Source organism: Streptomyces sp. NPDC051214 (assembly GCF_040682375.1).
Lineage (GTDB): Bacteria > Actinomycetota > Actinomycetes > Streptomycetales > Streptomycetaceae > Streptomyces.
The window spans coordinates 395,568-413,105 of the sequence record NZ_JBFBAT010000003.1 but is presented as its reverse complement, the minus strand read 5'-3'; the positions used below and the strand labels follow the sequence as shown (position 1 = coordinate 413,105).

The following is a 17,538-nucleotide window of genomic DNA, read 5'->3' as shown; positions in this document are numbered from 1 at the left end:
CGCCGGGGCGCACCTGAACGAGAATCCGTCCTCAGATCCTCAGATCCTCAAATGTAATTGAGGGCGGCCGCCCCGCCCACTCCCCCGAGCAGCATGAAGGCCGGCATCAGGACCTTCAGCTCGATCCAGCTGCCCGCCCGGAACCGCATCAGCTTCGGCGGCCCGATGGGGTACCAGCGCTTGCGGCCGATGGGGATGGGCCACAGGATCGGGCAGCCGGAGACCGTGAGCGCGTCCCCGATGTCATGCACCAGGGCGCCGAGCACGATCGGGAGACCCAGCCACAGGTACTCCTGGCCCGGGGCGGTGAACAGCCAGTCCGCGCCGTTGCCCGGCTTGTCCAGGACTCCGGCGAGGATCCAGGCGCTCGTCGCGGCGAGCAGCCACACCAGGACATCGCTGCTCGACCCGCGCGCGGCCCGCCACAGCAGGCCCTCGATGGCGAGCACCATATGGACGAAGAGCAGCGCGAGGACGGCCCAGCGCCCGCCGAAGATGGCGAGGGCGGAGGCGCCCGCCCCGATGAGGACGGCCCACAGCCAGGTGTGCGTGAGGGTGCGGTGCCCGCCGGCGCGACGCGGGTCGCCCTGCTTGCGGGTCGCCTTGTAGACGGCGGCCGACAGCTTGTCGACGATCTCGCACAGGCCCCGGGAGACGGGGCCGAAGGCTCGCGAGATGGTCGCCGACTTGTGGTCCAGATCGGGTGCGAGCGCGGCCCCGGCGCAGATCAGGGCTCCGGCGAGGAGGACCGGCCAGGGCATCGTGTGCCCCGCGGCCGCCGCGGCCGCTCCGACGCCGAGCCAGGCCGCGGCCCCCGACAGTGAGTGTGCCGGACCCATCATGGCTGTTGCCCGCCCCATTTCTGTTGTGCTGACGCCCCGTTGGCCACACAGCGTAGCGTTCGTGATCTTCGTGCAGACCGCCGGTTCCCGGATCGGGACAGAAGGAAGGCAAGATGGGGGTGTGACCCTTATTGATCAGCTGCCGCCGGATGCCGACCCCGATGCCCTCTTCGAAGCCTTCTCCTCGTGGGCCGAGGAGACGGGGATCACTCTCTATCCGGCTCAGGAGGAGGCGCTGATCGAGGTGGTCTCCGGAGCCAACGTGATCTTGTCGACGCCGACCGGCTCCGGAAAGAGCCTGGTCGCGGCGGGCGCGCACTTCACGGCGCTTGCCCAGGACAAGGTCACCTTCTACACGGCTCCGATCAAGGCGCTGGTGTCGGAGAAGTTCTTCGACCTGTGCAAGCTCTTCGGCACCGAGAACGTCGGCATGCTGACCGGTGACGCGTCCGTGAACTCCGACGCCCCGGTCATCTGCTGCACGGCCGAGGTCCTCGCCTCGATCGCGCTGCGGGACGGCAAGCACGCCGACATCGGCCAGGTCGTGATGGACGAGTTCCACTTCTACGCGGAGGGGGACCGCGGCTGGGCCTGGCAGATCCCGATCCTCGAACTGCCGCAGGCGCAGTTCATCCTCATGTCCGCGACCCTCGGCGACGTCTCGATGTTCGAGAAGGACCTGACGCGCCGTACGGGACGCCCCACCTCCGTGGTCCGCTCCGCGACACGCCCGGTCCCCCTGTCGTACGAGTACCGCCTGACGCCCATCACGGAGACGCTCACCGAGCTCCTGGAGACCAAGCAGGCGCCGGTCTACATCGTGCACTTCACGCAGGCACAGGCCGTCGAGCGCGCGCAGTCGCTGATGAGCATCAACATGTGCACCCGCGAGGAGAAGGACAAGATCGCCGAGCTGATCGGCAACTTCCGCTTCACCACCAAGTTCGGCCGCAACCTCTCGCGGTACGTGCGCCACGGCATCGGCGTGCACCACGCGGGCATGCTGCCCAAGTACCGGCGCCTCGTCGAGAAGCTGGCACAGGCCGGTCTGCTGAAGGTCATCTGCGGCACCGACACCCTGGGCGTCGGCGTGAACGTCCCGATCCGCACGGTCCTCTTCACCGCCCTCACCAAGTACGACGGCACGCGCGTACGCACCCTGCGCGCCCGGGAGTTCCACCAGATCGCGGGCCGCGCAGGACGTGCGGGCTTCGACACGGCGGGCCTGGTCGTGGCGCAGGCGCCCGAGCACGTCATCGAGAACGAGAAGGCGCTCAACAAGGCGGGCGACGACCCCAAGAAGCGCCGCAAGGTGGTGCGCAAGAAGGCCCCCGAGGGCTTCGTGGGCTGGACCGAGTCCGGCTTCGAGAAGCTCATCGCCTCCGAGCCCGAGCCGCTGACCTCCCGCTTCCGCGTCACGCACACCATGCTCCTGGCGGTGATCGCCCGTCCGGGCAACGCCTTCGAGGCGATGCGTCACCTCCTCGAGGACAACCACGAGCCGCGCAAGCAGCAGCTGCGGCACATCCGCCGTGCCATCGCCATCTACCGCTCGCTGCTCGACGGCGGTGTGGTCGAGAAGCTCGACGGGCCGGACGCCTCGGGCCGCATCGTGCGTCTGACGGTCGACCTGCAGCAGGACTTCGCGCTCAACCAGCCCCTTTCGACGTTCGCCCTGGCCGCCTTCGACCTGCTGGACCAGGAATCCCCCTCGTACGCCCTGGACATGGTGTCCGTCGTCGAGTCCACCCTGGACGACCCGCGCCAGATCCTCGCCGCCCAGCAGAACAAGGCGCGCGGCGAGGCGGTCGCGCTGATGAAGGCGGACGGCGTCGAGTACGAGGACCGCATGGAGCGGCTCCAGGACGTCACCTACCCCAAGCCCCTGGAAGAGCTGCTCTTCCACGCGTACAACACGTACAAGACGAGCCACCCGTGGGTCGGCGACCACCCGCTCTCCCCCAAGTCCGTGATCCGCGACATGTACGAACGCGCGCTGTCTTTCACGGAGTTCACGTCCTTCTACGAGCTCGCCCGCACCGAGGGCATCGTCCTTCGCTATCTCGCGAGCGCGTACAAGGCACTGGAGCACACCATCCCGGACGACCTGAAGTCCGAGGACCTTGAGGACCTCATCGCCTGGCTCGGCGAGATGGTCCGCCAGGTCGACTCCAGCCTCCTCGACGAGTGGGAGCAGCTCGCCAACCCCGAGGTGATGACCGCCGAGGAGGCCCAGGAGCGCGCCGACCAGGTCAAGCCGGTCACGGCCAACGCCCGCGCCTTCCGCGTCCTGGTCCGCAACGCGCTCTTCCGCCGCGTCGAGCTCGCCGCGCTGGACCACGTCGAGGAGCTGGGCGAGCTCGACGCCGATTCCGGCTGGGACGCGGACGCCTGGGGCGCGGCCATGGACAAGTACTGGGACGAGTACGAGGATCTCGGCACCGGTCCCGACGCGCGCGGCCCCAAGCTGCTGCTCATCGAGGAAGACCCGGAGCACGGTCTGTGGCGCGTCCGGCAGACGTTCGCCGACCCGAACGGCGACCATGACTGGGGCATCAGCGCGGAGGTCGATCTCGCGGCCTCCGACGAGGAGGGCCGCGCCGTCGTCCGCGTCACGGACGTCGGCCAGCTCTGACCGCTGACCGCCCTTCCCCCCGGACAGGAGTCGAGGAACCGCCATGAACAATCCCGCCGACCGTCTTGTCGACGTGCTGGACCTGGAGCAGATCGAGGTCAACATCTTCCGTGGCCGCAGCCCGCAGGAGTCTCTGCAGCGGGTCTTCGGCGGGCAGGTCGCCGGGCAGGCCCTGGTGGCCGCGGGGCGCACCACGGAGGGCGAGCGTCCGGTGCACTCGCTGCACGCCTACTTCCTGCGGCCCGGCCGTCCGGGAGTGCCGATCGTGTACCAGGTCGAGCGGGTGCGGGACGGGCGCTCCTTCACCACGCGCCGGGTGACGGCGGTCCAGCAGGGGCGCACCATCTTCAACCTCACGGCTTCCTTCCATCAGCCCGAGGAAGGGGCCTTCGAGCACCAGCTGCCGCCGCGCATCACAGCTCCCGACCCCGAGACGCTGCCGACGGTCGTCGAGGAGATCACCGAGCATCTGGGGGTGCTCCCCGAGCAGCTGGAGCGCATGGCCAGGCGCCAGCCCTTCGACATCCGCTACGTGGACCGGCTGCGCTGGACCGCCGAGGAGATCAAGGACGCCGAGCCGCGCAGCGCGGTCTGGATGCGCGCGGTGGGCCCGCTCGGCGACGACCCGCTCGTCCACACCTGCGCGCTGACGTACGCGAGCGACATGACGCTCCTGGACGCCGTCCGCATCCCGGTGGAACCCCTGTGGGGCCCGCGCGGCTTCGACATGGCCTCGCTGGACCACGCCATGTGGTTCCACCGTCCCTTCCGCGCGGACGAGTGGTTCCTGTACGACCAGGAGTCGCCGATCGCGACGGGCGGCCGCGGTCTGGCGCGTGGCCGCATCTACGACCTCGAGGGCAGGCTGCTGGTCTCGGTCGTCCAGGAGGGTCTCTTCAGGCCCTACGGAGAGCGCCACATGGACGGCCGGCCCTCCACGGGGGCGTGAGCGGCCGCCTCAGTCGGGCTTGGCGACCGGTGGTGCGGCCTGGCTCTCGCCCTCGGCATCGATGTGCGGGAGCAGCCGGTCCATCCAACGCGGCGCCCACCAGGCGGATTTACCCAGGAGTGTCATCACCGCGGGCACAAGCAGCAGACGGACCACGGTGGCGTCGATGAGCACGCTGGCCGCGAGGCCGAGCCCCAGCATCTTGACCACGATGTTGTCGCTGATGACGAACGCGGCGAAGACGCTCACCATGATCAGTGCGGCGCAGGTGATGACCCGTGCGGTGATCTCCAGGGCGTGGGCGACGCTCGCCCTGGCGTCCCGGGTGCGCAGCCACGCCTCGTGGACCCGGGACAGCAGGAAGATCTCGTAGTCCATGCTCAGACCGAAGACGATCGCGAACATCATCATCGGTACGTAGCTCTCGATCGGGACCTTCCCCGAAACCCCGAGCGCCGGTCCGCCCCAGCCCCACTGGAAGACGGCCACCACGACCCCGTACGAGGCGGCGATCGACAGGACGTTGAGCACCGCGGCCTTGACCGCGACGAGCAGGCCGCGGAACACGACGAGGATGACGAGGAAGGCGAGCGCCACCACCACCGCGATGATCAGTGGCAGCTTCTTGGAGACGATCTCCAGGAAGTCGGCCTGCGCGGCGGTCGTCCCCGTGACGTAGGTGCTCGCCTTCGTCCCCGAGACCGCCTGCGGGAGCACGTCGTCGCTCAGGTTCTCGTGCAGGTCGGTGGTCCGCTGGTCCTGCGGGGCGGCCACGGAGTAGGCGGTGGAGATCAGGACGTCGCCGTCCGACGTGGTCGTGAGCGGCGTGATGGCGGCCGCGTCGGGCACGTCGGTGAGGGCCTTCTGCGCCTGGCTCTTCAGTGCCGCCCGGTCCGACTGGGGTACGTCGCTCTGGTCGATGACGAGGGTCATCGGGCCGTTCGAGCCGGGTCCGAAGGCGGATGACATCAGGTCGAAGGCGCGCCGGTCGGTGAAGGACTTCGGGTCGGCCCCGTCGCCGATGTGCCCGAGCTGGATGGAGAAGACCGGGACGGACAGGACGGCGAGTACGACGGCGCCGCCGAGGAGGAACCACCAGGGCCGCCGCTCCACGCGCTGCGCGTAGCGATGCCAGCCGCCCTGGTCCGTGGACCCCGGATCGGTGCTCGTCTCGGCGATCGGGGTCCGCACCCGCAGCTTGTCGATGCGGCGCCCGATCAGGCCGAGGAGGGCGGGCACCAGGGTCAGGGCGCCGAGCACCGCCGTGACGACGGTGACCGCGGCGGCCAGGCCCAGCTTGCCGATGAACGAGATCCCGGAGACCCACAGTCCGGACAGGGCGATGATCACGGTGCATCCGGAGACCAGGACCGCCCGGCCGCTGGTCGCCGTGGCGTGCCCCGCCGCCGTGACGGGGTCCTGGGTGAGGATGTTCTGCCGGTGGCGGGTGACGAGGAAGAGGGCGTAGTCGATCCCGACGCCGAGTCCGATCATGGTGGCCAGCGTCGGTGACACGGTGGCGAAGGTGAAGGCGGCCGCGAGCAGCCCCAGGCAGGCAAGGCCGCACAACACGCTGACCAGCGCCGTGACCAGGGGCAGCAGTGCGGCGAGCACGCTGCCGAATCCGATGAGGAGGACCACGATCGCCACACCGAACCCGATGGCCTCACTCGTGCGGTCGTCCGCCTCGGGGCGGGCGAGCTCGCCCAGCGGGCCTCCGTAGTCCACCTCCACGCCGGCGGAACGCAGCGGCTGCACCGCCTTGTCGACGCCGTTCAGGTAGTCGGCGCCGAGCGTGGAGGGCTGCACGTCGAAGCGGACGGTGATGTAGCCCGTCTTGCCGTCGGAGGACAGCGGCCCCAGGTTCGGGGTGCCGGCGGGCTGCTGCTGTGCGGGCAGCGGGCTCTGCGCGGACAGCACGTGGGGCAGCTTCTGCAGGCTGCCGACCGCCGAGCCGACTTGGTCGCTCTGGTCGCTGAGGGGCTTGGCCGCGTCGTGCAGGACGACCTGGGCGCTGTAGCCGCCGGCCGCGGGCTCGTGTGCCTTGAGTACGTCGAGGCCCTCCTGCGACGCGGTGCCGGGCAGGGAGAAGTCGTCGGAGTACGCGCCGCCGTAGGCGTAGTTCAGGACCTGCAGCCCGACCAGCGCGGCGAGCCACACCACGATGACGGTCACACAGTGCCGGGCGCACCACTGCCCGATCCCCCGAAGCCGTCCGCGCCGGGGCGGTGCGGCACTCGGCCGGGAGGGTGAAGCGCCCGACCCCGGCGGTGGGGCGCTCGGCCGTGGCTCGCTCGGCCCGTGTGGCACAGACATGCTTGCTCCCGAAGGCATAGGTCACTCCGGATTCAACGCAACGTCGGCACACCCGGCACCCAGGGTCGGCGAAACGGGTGACGGCCCCTCGTGCCCCGCGCCAGGGGGGTGAGGGGCCGCTTGCGCGCCCGGGTGGGGGTGCCGGCCTAGGCGGCCGGGAGCTTCACCTCACCTTGGTTGAGTACGCGTGGGTGGAAGTAGCAGGCCTGGATCTCGGCGTTGGTGTTGTTCCCCTTGAGCTGCTCCGACCAGATCATGAAGTACGACCAGCGGGTCTGGCTGTTGAGCAGTGCCGCGTTGGGGACCTTGCCCATCTCCGCCAGGGCGATCGGCTTGCTGCCCGCGATGCTCTGGAGCTGCTGGTAGTCGGAGGTGCTCGGGTAGTTCTTGTACCAGACGTCGAGCGAGGCGACATCGACGTAGCTGTTCCCCGGGTAGTAGCTCGCCCAGCCGCCCTCCGGGTTGTCCTGGACGTTCCACACCCAGATGAGGTTGTTCAGGCCCTTGCCCGCGAGGTAGTCGTGGGTGATCTGGTAGAGCTTGGCCCCGCCGTTCGCGCCCGGACGCTTGCCCCACCAGTTCCACTGCTCGTTCATCTCGTGCAACGGCCGGAACAGCACGGGCACTCCGGCCGCCTTCAGCTGCTGCAGGTACGGGACGACCTCGTCGAGGCGGCGCTTCCAGGCGTTGTTCAGCGCCGTGCCGTTGGTGACGACCTGCGCGAACTGGGCGTCGGTGATGCGCGACTTGACGCCGCCCTCGAACTCGCAGGAGCTGCCCATCGTCGGCGGGCAGACATGCCAGGTCAGCGACACGAGTGAGCCGTTGGCCCACTCCGTCTTCGCCTGGTCGATCACCCGCTGCCGGTTGGCGACGTCCTCGGCCCGGAACATCAGATCACCGCCCCACAGGCCCGGGTACTGGCCGGTGACGTCCTTGACCTGCTGGGTGTACTGGCCCGGATTGCTCGCGGGCTCCTTGTTGTGCTGGCCGGACACGATGTTCGAACCCGATACGGAACGCAGGTAGTTGATCACCTGCTGCTTGGAACTGCTCGGGAAAGCCTGGGCGTCGGGGGTGAGGCACAGCGCAAGGAGCGCCGCCGCGAGAAACGCGGTGATGCGTTTTCTGTGCATGGGAAAGCCCCTCTGTCGGGGTTGCGAGACCGGAGCGGCCCGCGGTCGAGCGCACACTCTGCCGATTGGAGACAACGTTGTCTATATGTGTGTCGAGTTAAGTAAAGGTTCAGTAATGCATGGTGAATTGGCGCCTGTTCCAAGCAAAAGAAAACTGAATCGGTCTATGGACGGGGCCCGGAATTCCTGTCTAGGTTGTGCGCCAAGGTCAGCGGGCCGCGTCAGGGCCGCCCGCAACTCCCCTGAAGGACAAGGCAGATGACACGCAGAACCGCCATCGCCCTCGTCGGCACCCTTTCTCTGTTCGCCGTGGCGACCGGGTGCGGCAAGGGCGGCGATGCGAGCGCCGACGATCCCAAGCAACTGACCGTGCTCTCGCAGTACTTGAAGGCGACGCCGGGCGGCAAGGTCTTCTACGACGAGGTCGACGCCTTCTCCAAGGAGTCCGGCATCAAGGTCAAGATCGTCGAGGCCGGCGAGGACCTCGACGAGTCGTACGAGACCTCGCTGGCCGCCGGCAAGGAGGCGGACGTCGTCTTCGTCAACCTCTTCGACAAGACCCTCGCCTGGACGAAGAACGACGCCACCGTCCCCGTCGACCAATACCTCGACGACTGGGGGCTCAGGGACAAGGCCGAACCGCAAGCGCTCAAGGAGTGGACCAACCCCGACGGCAAGGCCATGGGCTTTCCGTTCGCCGGCTTCTCCTGGCCGGTCTGGTACAACACCTCCCTGCTCAAGAAGGCCGGCGTCGACGACATCCCCTCCACCACCGACGAGTTGATCGCCGCGGCGAAGAAGCTGCGCAAGGCGGGCATCCAGCCCATGGCGGTGGGCGGTAACGACTGGAGCGGCCAGAAGCTCTTCCTGCAGATATCCCAGTCGTACGTGAACAAGCAGGCCGCGCAGAAACTCGACGCCAAGGGCGGCTACTGCGCCTCGGCCGGGGCGATGAAGGGCATCGAGCTCTTCACCGAGCTGCGCGACGCGGGCGTCTTCGCCGACAAGGCACAGGGCTTCACCTTCGACGCGATGCAGAACCAGTACTACACCGGCAAGGCCGCGATCATGTCGCAGGGTTCCTGGGCGTTCAGCGAAGTCCCGGACAAGGTCCGCGGCACCACCGAGCTGGCCGGTCTGCCGCTGCCGCAGGGCGCGGCCTTCGACAAGCCGACCGTGTTCACCGGCTACACCAGCACCGGATTCTGGATCAGTCCGAACGGCGACAAGAAGCAGGACGCGGTGAAGCAGTTCGTCAGCCACTTCTACCAGCCCGAGGTGGCCGGCCGCTTCGTCGCCGACGCCAGCATCTACCCGGCCGTCAAGCTCGACGCCGAGCACCGCAAGAGCGACGACCCGTTGCTGAACAGCGCCATCAACGACATCCCGCAGGCCACGACCGACGCCCAGTTGCCCGACCTGCACATCCCGGCCGCCGCGAACACCCCGCTCATCCAGGCCACCTCGCTCGCCTTCGGACCGGGCAAGGACGCCAAGCAGATCTGCGGCGCCCTCGACCAGGCGTACTCCGGAGCCCAGTGATGGCGGACGCACTCACCCGATCCGGGCCCGCCACCGCGAAGGCGCCCTCTCCGCCGGCCTCCCCGCCGCCCGTCCGCGCCGCCGTCCGACGTCGGCGGCGCGGACGGGGCCCCGCGCTCTTCGCGGTGCCCGCCCTGGCCTGGTACGGCGTGTTCATGCTCGGTCCGGTCGTGGCGATGTTCGTCATCAGCTTCAACGACTGGGCGAGCCTCATCTCGCCGCACGCGTTCACCGGGACGGACAACTACCGGCGGATGTTCGACGACCCGGTCTTCTGGGACGCGGTGCACAACACCGGGATCCAACTGGCCGTCGCCCTGCCGCTGATGATCCCGCTCGCCTTCATGCTCGGCTACTACCTCCAGCTCAAACCGCCCGGTCACCGCACCCTGCGCGTCCTGTGCTTCACCCCCGGCCTGCTGTCGATCTCCGCCAAGGCGATGATCTTCGTGGGGATGTTCGCGCCGGACGGCGGCGTCAACGGCCTGCTGGAGTCCCTCGGCCTGGGCTCGGCGACCACTCCTTGGCTCGCCGATCCCTCGACGGCCCTGGCCACCGTGATCGTCGTCGACGTGTGGGGCGGCATCGGCTACACCGCGGTTCTTTTCGCGGCCCGCCTCGCCAGCGTGCCCGAGGCCATGTACGAGGCGGCCGCCCTGGACGGAGCCGGACACTGGCGCCGGATGTGGCAGGTGGCGTACCCGATGTGCAAGGGGTTCGTGGGCGTCGCCACGATGCTGCAGTTCCTGTGGACGCTCTTCAGCTCCGCCGCGACCGTCCTCATGCTCACCAAGGGCGGCCCCGGCACCTCATCCACCACCCTCTCGTACCTGATGTACCAACGTGCCTTCCTCCAGCAGGACGTCGGCTACAGCCAGGCCGTCGGCGTCTTCCTCTTCGTCGCCGGACTCATCGGCATGGTCGTCATCCGCCGCCTCCTGCGCCAGAACCACTAGCCGGCCCACCAGCCGCAACCAACAAGCCCGAACGACCTGGGAAGGCTGCCCATGGCACCCCGCCGCAGCAGCGGCCTGCTGACCGGCCATATCCTGGCCTGGTTCTACGCACTGCTCCTCATCCTGCCGCTGTACTACCTCCTCACCACCTCCCTCAAGGACAACCCCGAGGTCTTCGACCACCCCTTCGCCCTGCCCTCGCAGTGGCTCTTCGAGAACTTCACGAACGCCTGGGACCTGGCCTCGCTCGGCTCAGCCCTCGGCAACTCCGTCCTCGTCACCGCCGGCGCCGAGGCCATCACCCTGGCCCTCGCCTTCCCCGCCGCCTACGGCCTGGCCCGCAGCAGCGGCCGCACCGCCGCCGTCGTGGAGAAGATCTTCGGACTCGGCTTCCTCGTCCCCGCCTTCGCCGCCCTGGTGCCCACCGTGCTGCTGGCCATCGAACTCGGCATGTTCCAGATGCAGGCGTTCCTCATCCTCTTCCTGCCCGCCACCGCCCTGCCGCTCTCGGTCATCCTCCTCACCCAGTTCATGCGCACCATCCCGCCGGAGCTGGAGGAGAGCGCCATGATGGACGGCGCCGGACGCTGGACGGTCCTGTGGAAGATCTACGTCCCCATGTCAGCACCCGGCGTGATCACCGTGGCGATCCTCAACTTCCTCGGCTTCTGGAACGAATACCTCTTCAGCCTCGTCATCCTCGGCCCGGACCCCGAACTGCGCACCGTGCAGGTCGCCCTGCCCTCCCTCACCTCCGCGACGATGATCCAGTACGGCACCCTCGCCGCCGCCTGCCTGATCTCCCTCGCCCCGGTCTACGCCGTGTACATCGCACTGCAGCGCCGCATGGAGAACGCCCTGGTGGACGGGGCCGTCAAGTCGTGACCGCACCGACCGTTCCGCACCCGGACGGGCAAGGCCCCTCACCGCATGTGCGAGACCCCTCAACCGTTTTGAATGGAGCACGGTTCATGAAGGACGTCACCACCCTGACCGAAGGCTGGACGCTGCGGCACGAGAACACCGCGATACCCGCCCAGGTCCCCGGGTGCGTCCACACCGACCTGCTGGCAGCAGGTCGGATCCCCGACCCCTTCCTCGGCCGGAACGAGCAGGAGGTCGCCTGGGTCGGCCACACCGACTGGACCTACGTCACCGTGCTCGGCCCGCGCGACACCGCCCACGAGCGCACCGATCTGGTCTTCGACGGCCTGGACACGGTCGCCGAGATCACGCTCGGCGACGAGACCATCGGCCGCACCCGCAACATGCACCGCAGCCACCGCTTCGACATCACCCGTCGGCTCGCGGATGCGAGCCCGGACGCCGAGGTGCCCCTGTCGGTCCACTTCACCTCCGCCTACACCGAGGCCCAAGCCGTACGCACCGCCCTCGGCGAGCGCCCCAACTCCTATCCGGAGCCCTTCCAGTTCATCCGCAAGATGGCCTGTTCCTTCGGCTGGGACTGGGGCCCGACCCTGGTCACGGCCGGAATGTGGCGCCCCGTGCGCCTGGAGCACTGGTCGACGGCGCGGCTCTATCAGGTCCGCCCGTTGGTCACGGTCGACGGAACGGCGGGCCGCGCCGAACTGCGCATCGAGGTGGAACGCACCCGCAGCGGCCCGCTCACCGCCCGCGCCCGCATCGGTGAGCACACCGCATCCGTTACCTTCTCCGGGGACAGCGCCATCCTGACCGTCGAGGTACCGGACGTGACCCTCTGGTGGCCCCGGGGCTACGGCGAACAGATACTCCACGAGACCCAGCTCCAGCTCATCGACGAGGAAGGCAGGACCCTCGACCGCTGGGAGCGAAAGCTCGGATTCCGCACGGTCACCCTCGACACCGAAGCCGACGAGCACGGCACCGGCTTCACCCTGGCCGTCAACGGCGAGCGCCTCTTCGCCCGCGGAGTCAACTGGATCCCGGACGACGTCTTCCCCTCCCGTGTCACCCCCGACCGCTACCGCACCCGCCTCACCCAGGCCGCCGAGGCGGGAATCGACCTCGTACGCATCTGGGGCGGCGGCATCTACGAGGCCGACGCCTTCTACGACCTCTGCGACGAACTGGGCCTCATGGTCTGGCAGGACTTCCTCTTCGCCTGCGCCGCCTACCCGGAGGAACAGCCCCTGCGCTCCGAGATCGAGGCCGAGGCCCGCGAGAACGTCACCCGGCTCATGCCACACCCCTCTCTGGTCCTGTGGAACGGCAACAACGAAAACCTCTGGGGCTTTCGCGACTGGCAGTGGGAGGAACGACTCGCCGGCGACTCCTGGGGCGAGGGCTACTACCTGGGCCTGCTCCCCCGCATCGTCGCCGAACTCGACCCCACCCGCCCTTACTGGGCCGGCAGCCCGTGGTCCGGCAGCTGGGACCACCACCCGAACGACCCCGACCACGGCACCACCCACTCCTGGGAGGTGTGGAACCGCACCGACTACACCGACTACCTCGACACGGTGCCCCGCTTCGTCGCCGAGTTCGGCTGGCAGGCACCGCCCGCCCACGCCACTCTCCGACGCGCCCTGCCCGGGGAACCACTGCGGGCCGACTCGCCCGGCATGCTCCACCACCAGAAGGCCGAGGACGGAAACGGCAAGCTGGCACGGGGACTTGAGCATCACTTCACCCTTCCTGACGATTTCGACCGCTGGCACTACCTGACCCAGGTCAATCAAGCCCGCGCCATCGCCACCGGCATCGAGCACTGGCGCTCCCACTGGCCGCGCTGCGCGGGCACCGTGGTCTGGCAGCTCAACGACTGCTGGCCGGTCACCTCCTGGGCCGCCATCGACGGCGACGGCCGCCTCAAGCCGCTCTACCACGAGCTGCGCCGGCTCTACGCGGACCGCCTGCTCACCGTCCAGTCGCGTGACGGCCGCCTGGTCGTGGCCGCCGTCAACCAATCGGCGACTGCCTGGGTCACCGACGTGCGGCTGCGCAGGATGACGGCGGACGGACGCACTCTGGCCCAGACGATCCTCCCGGTACGCGCCGCCGGACGCTCGGTGGTGTGCGCGGATGTCCCCGACGAACTGCTTCCCGATGCCGGCTCGGGCAAGGAACTCCTGATCGCCGACGCCGACGGGCTGCGCGCCCTGCACCTTCCCGTGCCGGACAAGGAGTTCGCGTATCCCGTTCCCTCGTACGAGGTGGACGTGGTCCGGCGCGAGGATAGGGTCGACGTCGTGGTGACTGCCCGCACGCTGCTGCGAGACCTGCTGCTGCAGGCCGACCGAGTCGCGCCCACGGCCACAGCGGATCGAGGACTCGTGACGCTGCTGCCCGGTGAGAGCGTGACGATCGGTGTACGCGGCTGGAGCCCGAGCTCCGACGACGCAGGCACCCTCGCCAAGGTCAAGGCGGCCCTGTTCGCGGTGGAGCCCGCATGACGGAGCAGAGACTGACCATCCGGGATGTCGCCGCCCGCGCGGGCGTCTCGCGAGCGGCCGTATCGCTGGCGTTCAACAACAAACCAGGGGTGTCGGAGGCGACGCGCACCCGGATCATGGAGGTCGCCCGGTCGATGGGGTGGGAGCCGAACCGCTCGGCTCGGGCGCTCAACAAACAGGGCACGGGCACGATCGGGCTCGCGATCAGCCGCCCCGCACGGCAACTCGGCCTCGAACCCTTCTACATGGAGTTCATCTCGGGCCTGGAGAGCGTCCTTTCCGACCAGTCCAGCGCCCTGCTCCTGCGCCTGGTGAAGAGCCTGGACGAGGAGATCGAACTGCAGCGTCACTGGTGGCGGTCGGGGCAGATCGCCGGCTCCGTCCTGGTCGACTTCCGTGAGCACGACCCCCGCGTCCCCGTTCTCTCGCAGCTCGGGATGCCCGTGGTCGCTGTCGCCCACCCCTCGCTGACAGGGCCGTTCACCTCGCTGTGGACGGACGACACCACGGCCGTCACCGAAGCCGTGCGCTATCTCGCCGCCCTGGGACACCGCTCCATCGCCCGCATCGGCGGCACCGCCGAGTTGGGACACAGCGTGATCCGCGGCGCCGCCTTCACCTCGGCCATGGCCGACCTGGGGCTGCCGGAAGGCCGTCAGCTGGCCACGGACTTCTCCGGAGAGGCGGGGGCCCGGGCGACGCGCTCGCTGCTCGCCGCGGCGGAGCGGCCCACCGCGATCATCTACGACAACGACCTGATGGCCGTGGCCGGGCTGTCCGTCGCCGCCGAGATGGGCCTGCGGGTGCCCGCCGACATCTCGCTGCTTGCCTGGGACGACTCGCAGTTGTGCAAGCTGACCCACCCGACGCTCTCCGCCATGAGCCATGACATCTACGCCTTCGGTGCGGATGTGGCCCGCTCCCTCTATGAGGTCCTGTCCGGCCGGCGCGTCGCGCCTCACCAGGTGCCCACACCCACCCTCACGCCACGAGGGTCCACGGGCCCGCCACCGAAGCGCCCATAGGTGGCGCAGCCACTTCCGGCAGAATGACATTGATGCCTCCGATCATTCGGTCAGGGCTCAGACAAGGCAGAAGAGAGGGACGGGGCATTGACGAAGGACGGGGACCTGGCCGCGCACCGCGACCGCCTGCTCGCCGAAGCCATCGGGCTGCGCGAGGACGGCCGCCGGGAGGAGGCCCGGGATCGACTGCTCGCCCTGTGCGAGCAGTTCCCCCTGGACGCGGAGGTGGCGTACCAGACCGCGTGGGTGCACGACGCACTCGGCCTGGAGGCCGAGGCCGTGCCGCACTACGTGCGCGCGGTCGAGGAACCCGGCCTTTCCCCGGATGACCGCCGGGGTGCGCTCCTGGGTCTGGGCAGCACCTACCGCGTCCTGGGCCGGTATCCGGAGGCGGTCACGACCTTGGGGGACGCGGCAGCCGAGTTCCCGGACGACGCCGCCCTCAAGACCTTCCTGGCCATGGCTCTGTACAACACCGGCCGGGCACACGACGCGATGGAGATCCTGCTGACCCTGCTCGCCACCACGAGTCAGGACCCGGACATCGCCGCGTACCGCCCCGCGATCGAGCACTACGCCAAGGACCTCGACGCCATCGAGTAGCGACGCGAGCCGCACGGGGTCCGCCGTCGCGCCCGCGGGGGGCCACGCTCCCCCGCGGCTGCGACTACGCTCCCCTGCGGCGCATCCACTTGAGCAGGCCTCGTGGCTCCGACGTCCTCCGGTTGCTCCCTTCCTCGGGCAGCGCGGCGGGCGGAGCCTCGGGGTGCGTCGCGGGCTGTGGCGCGGGGTCGTGCGGGGACGGCTCGGCAGCGTGCTCCGCCCGCGGTCCGGGGACAACACCCGCCACCGCATCGGTCCCGGGTTGCGGCGCGGGCCGTGGCGCCGGGCGCAGGCCTCGGGCCTGGGAGAGACCGATCGTGAGATTGGCCCGCAGCCAACGGATCTCGTCCGGATGGTCCGCAGTCATGATCTTGTAGATGATCCGTCCTGCGGGTGACTCCGGCACGCTCTGGCCGAAGGGGTCAGGCATGAGCCTTCGTACGTAGGCGCGTTCGTAGGGATCCCGGATGATTCCCGCGAGCTGGACCGGGTCGAGCAGCGAGGCCACGGCTGCCGCGCGCTCCCAGGGGTCGTCCGACTGCCGGAGCAGCGCTCCCGCGTGGCGGCCCCGCCAGTTCCGTGCCCGCAGGTCGACGCCCGCCTCCAGTTGGGCGCGGATCGTGCCGGGGGCTCGGCCGGTGAGCAGGCTTGCGTTGACCTCGGCTTCGGCGAAGTGCTTCAGCTCTTCTGCCAGATACAGCCAGACCACCGCTCGATAGCGGTTCAGATAGAACTTCACCGGGGTGACGAAGCCTGCGCGTGTGAGGCGGGTGAACCGGGCCGTGGAGATGCCCATGAGGGCCGCGCCCTCGGTGGTGCCCACGGCTCTGATGCGCTCGAGCCATGCCTCCGGGAAGCCGTCCCCGGCACGGACGCGCTCGATCTCCTCGCGTGTGACCCGACGGCGCCCACCGGGCGTGTCGGCGACGGTGCGGACGCGCCCCAGCATCACGGCGAGCTCGAACTCGCCGCGCTTCACCCCCAGTTCCCGTGCTGCTCGGCTCTGCGCGACCGAGGTCTGCGCCGCCGTGGCGGCGGTTTCGGCGGTCTCCTGCGTGATCGTGTGACCTGTCATGGTGGTTCTCCCCCGTGAGGCGTCGTTGCTCTCGGGAAAAACCGTAGCGCGATCACCGCGATCCGCGCCGAGCCTGTGGATAACTCTCGACGCGTCGACGTTTCAGCAGGTCAGGTGCGGGGGTCAGAGGTCTACGACCGGTGTTCGCTCCGGCTGCCTGGCGCCGACGCCGAGGTGCTCGCCGACACGGTTGACGAGGAGTGTCATCTCGTAGGCGACCTGGCCGATGTCCGCCTCCGCGGAGCTGAGGACGCACAGACAACTGCCGTCGCCGGCCGCCGTCACGAACAGCACCGCGTCGTCGAACTCGATCATCGTCTGGCGCACGCTGCCCGCGCGGAAATGCCGCCCTGAGCCCTTGGCCAAGCTGTGCAGACCCGACGAGACCGCGGCCAGATGTTCCGCGTCCTCGCGCTTGAGTTCCGAACTCGCGCCGGTCACCAGGCCGTCGTTGGACAGCACGAGCGCGTGCCGTACGGGCTCCATCCGCTTGGTCAAGTCGTCGAGCAGCCAACCGAGGCCCGTGTTCTGCACCATGTTCCCGTCTCCCCGCCTTCTGTTCCCCCTGGCCGGTGGAACTGACCTGCCAGCCTTCCCCACCATCGGCCCTCCGGCAAGCATGATGAGGACATGGCACAGAAGATGACCGAGGACCAGTGGCGGGCTTTCGTCTCGCAGGGCACCCGTACCGGCAAGCTGTCGACTGTCCGGGCGGACGGCAGCCCCCATATCGCACCGATCTGGTTCTTGTTGGACGGGGACGAGGTGGTGTTCAACACCGGGGCACAGACCGTCAAGGGGCGGAATCTGGCGCGAGACGGGCGTGTCGCCCTTTGTGTGGACGACGACAGGCCTCCCTTCACGTTCGTGATCCTGCAGGGGCAGGCGCGGCTGAGCGACGATCCCGACGAGGTGCGGCACTGGGCCGCCCGGCTCGGCGCCCGCTATATGGGCGAGGGCCGCGCCGAGGAGTTCGGCGAGCGCAATGGCGTGCCGGGTGAGCTGCTCGTGCGCGTCAAGATCGACAAGGTGATCGCGCAGGGCGCGGTCGCCGACTGACGTCC

At 69.1% G+C, this 17,538-nt stretch carries 14 protein-coding genes; 9 read left to right on the top strand and 5 right to left on the bottom strand.

What is annotated here, in order from left to right; translation table 11 throughout:
- Window positions 1–47: 47 nt before the first annotated feature.
- Complete coding sequence (locus tag AB0M70_RS09795) at window positions 48–842, bottom strand: metal-dependent hydrolase (protein ID WP_365818239.1); 795 nt, start codon at window positions 840–842, stop codon at window positions 48–50.
- On the opposite strand from AB0M70_RS09795, the gene AB0M70_RS09790 reads away from it, so the two are divergent.
- Both AB0M70_RS09790 and AB0M70_RS09785 read left to right on the top strand, forming a co-directional pair.
- Window positions 841–3,477 carry a DUF3516 domain-containing protein gene (locus AB0M70_RS09790; protein WP_365818237.1) on the top strand — a complete coding sequence of 879 codons (2,637 nt, stop codon included), beginning with the start codon at window positions 841–843 and terminating at the stop codon, window positions 3,475–3,477. The genes AB0M70_RS09795 and AB0M70_RS09790 overlap by 2 nt on opposite strands.
- Window positions 3,478–3,520: 43 nt before the next feature.
- The gene (locus AB0M70_RS09785; RefSeq protein WP_365818235.1) at window positions 3,521–4,426 is read left to right on the top strand and encodes an acyl-CoA thioesterase II; all 906 of its coding nucleotides are present in this window, start codon (window positions 3,521–3,523) and stop codon (window positions 4,424–4,426) included.
- A gap of 9 nt (window positions 4,427–4,435) precedes the next feature.
- Here AB0M70_RS09785 and AB0M70_RS09780 read toward each other — a convergent pair whose 3' ends face one another.
- Together AB0M70_RS09780 and AB0M70_RS09775 are read right to left on the bottom strand one after the other, a co-directional pair.
- Complete coding sequence (locus tag AB0M70_RS09780) at window positions 4,436–6,601, bottom strand: MMPL family transporter (protein WP_365818233.1); 2,166 nt, start codon at window positions 6,599–6,601, stop codon at window positions 4,436–4,438.
- A gap of 287 nt (window positions 6,602–6,888) precedes the next feature.
- A complete protein-coding gene (locus tag AB0M70_RS09775; protein ID WP_365818231.1) occupies window positions 6,889–7,878 on the bottom strand; it encodes a glycosyl hydrolase in 990 nt (329 codons plus the stop codon).
- 258 nt (window positions 7,879–8,136) lie between these two features.
- Here AB0M70_RS09775 and AB0M70_RS09770 point away from each other — a divergent pair, with 258 nt between their 5' ends.
- The 6 genes from AB0M70_RS09770 (at window position 8,137) to AB0M70_RS09745 (ending at window position 15,399) form a co-directional block, all read left to right on the top strand.
- Window positions 8,137–9,420 (top strand): ABC transporter substrate-binding protein, encoded by a 1,284-nt coding sequence (locus AB0M70_RS09770; protein WP_365818229.1) that lies wholly within the window; start codon window positions 8,137–8,139, stop codon window positions 9,418–9,420.
- Window positions 9,420–10,376: a sugar ABC transporter permease gene (locus AB0M70_RS09765; protein WP_365818227.1), complete on the top strand. Its 957-nt coding sequence runs from the start codon at window positions 9,420–9,422 to the stop codon at window positions 10,374–10,376. The genes AB0M70_RS09770 and AB0M70_RS09765 overlap by 1 nt, the downstream gene beginning before the upstream one ends.
- Before the next feature lie 51 nt (window positions 10,377–10,427).
- Entirely contained in the window at window positions 10,428–11,261 is an 834-nt protein-coding gene (locus tag AB0M70_RS09760) for a carbohydrate ABC transporter permease (protein ID WP_365818225.1), read from the top strand.
- Between the two features lie 86 nt (window positions 11,262–11,347).
- Window positions 11,348–13,771 carry a glycoside hydrolase family 2 protein gene (locus tag AB0M70_RS09755; RefSeq protein ID WP_365818223.1) on the top strand — a complete coding sequence of 808 codons (2,424 nt, stop codon included), beginning with the start codon at window positions 11,348–11,350 and terminating at the stop codon, window positions 13,769–13,771.
- Window positions 13,768–14,796 (top strand): LacI family DNA-binding transcriptional regulator, encoded by a 1,029-nt coding sequence (locus AB0M70_RS09750; RefSeq protein ID WP_365818221.1) that lies wholly within the window; start codon window positions 13,768–13,770, stop codon window positions 14,794–14,796. The genes AB0M70_RS09755 and AB0M70_RS09750 overlap by 4 nt, the downstream gene beginning before the upstream one ends.
- A gap of 87 nt (window positions 14,797–14,883) precedes the next feature.
- A complete protein-coding gene (locus AB0M70_RS09745) occupies window positions 14,884–15,399 on the top strand; it encodes a tetratricopeptide repeat protein (protein WP_365818219.1) in 516 nt (171 codons plus the stop codon).
- 64 nt (window positions 15,400–15,463) lie between these two features.
- Here AB0M70_RS09745 and AB0M70_RS09740 read toward each other — a convergent pair whose 3' ends face one another.
- A complete protein-coding gene (locus tag AB0M70_RS09740) occupies window positions 15,464–16,474 on the bottom strand; it encodes a DUF6397 family protein (protein WP_365818217.1) in 1,011 nt (336 codons plus the stop codon).
- A 123-nt stretch (window positions 16,475–16,597) separates the two neighbouring features.
- Window positions 16,598–17,011: a roadblock/LC7 domain-containing protein gene (locus AB0M70_RS09735; RefSeq protein WP_365818215.1), complete on the bottom strand. Its 414-nt coding sequence runs from the start codon at window positions 17,009–17,011 to the stop codon at window positions 16,598–16,600.
- 93 nt (window positions 17,012–17,104) lie between these two features.
- On the opposite strand from AB0M70_RS09735, the gene AB0M70_RS09730 reads away from it, so the two are divergent.
- Entirely contained in the window at window positions 17,105–17,533 is a 429-nt protein-coding gene (locus tag AB0M70_RS09730) for a PPOX class F420-dependent oxidoreductase (protein ID WP_365818213.1), read from the top strand.
- Window positions 17,534–17,538 lie beyond the last annotated feature (5 nt).

Coding starts and splice junctions, on each gene's coding strand:
- AB0M70_RS09740 (WP_365818217.1), bottom strand. CDS start 16,474: ATGACAGGTCACACGATCACGCAGGAGACCGCCGAAACCGCCGCCACG.
- AB0M70_RS09750 (WP_365818221.1), top strand. CDS start 13,768: ATGACGGAGCAGAGACTGACCATCCGGGATGTCGCCGCCCGCGCGGGC.
- AB0M70_RS09730 (WP_365818213.1), top strand. CDS start 17,105: ATGGCACAGAAGATGACCGAGGACCAGTGGCGGGCTTTCGTCTCGCAG.
- AB0M70_RS09735 (WP_365818215.1), bottom strand. CDS start 17,011: ATGGTGCAGAACACGGGCCTCGGTTGGCTGCTCGACGACTTGACCAAG.
- AB0M70_RS09785 (WP_365818235.1), top strand. CDS start 3,521: ATGAACAATCCCGCCGACCGTCTTGTCGACGTGCTGGACCTGGAGCAG.
- AB0M70_RS09790 (WP_365818237.1), top strand. CDS start 841: ATGGCTGTTGCCCGCCCCATTTCTGTTGTGCTGACGCCCCGTTGGCCA.
- AB0M70_RS09765 (WP_365818227.1), top strand. CDS start 9,420: ATGGCGGACGCACTCACCCGATCCGGGCCCGCCACCGCGAAGGCGCCC.
- AB0M70_RS09755 (WP_365818223.1), top strand. CDS start 11,348: ATGAAGGACGTCACCACCCTGACCGAAGGCTGGACGCTGCGGCACGAG.
- AB0M70_RS09775 (WP_365818231.1), bottom strand. CDS start 7,878: ATGCACAGAAAACGCATCACCGCGTTTCTCGCGGCGGCGCTCCTTGCG.
- AB0M70_RS09795 (WP_365818239.1), bottom strand. CDS start 842: ATGATGGGTCCGGCACACTCACTGTCGGGGGCCGCGGCCTGGCTCGGC.
- AB0M70_RS09760 (WP_365818225.1), top strand. CDS start 10,428: ATGGCACCCCGCCGCAGCAGCGGCCTGCTGACCGGCCATATCCTGGCC.
- AB0M70_RS09770 (WP_365818229.1), top strand. CDS start 8,137: ATGACACGCAGAACCGCCATCGCCCTCGTCGGCACCCTTTCTCTGTTC.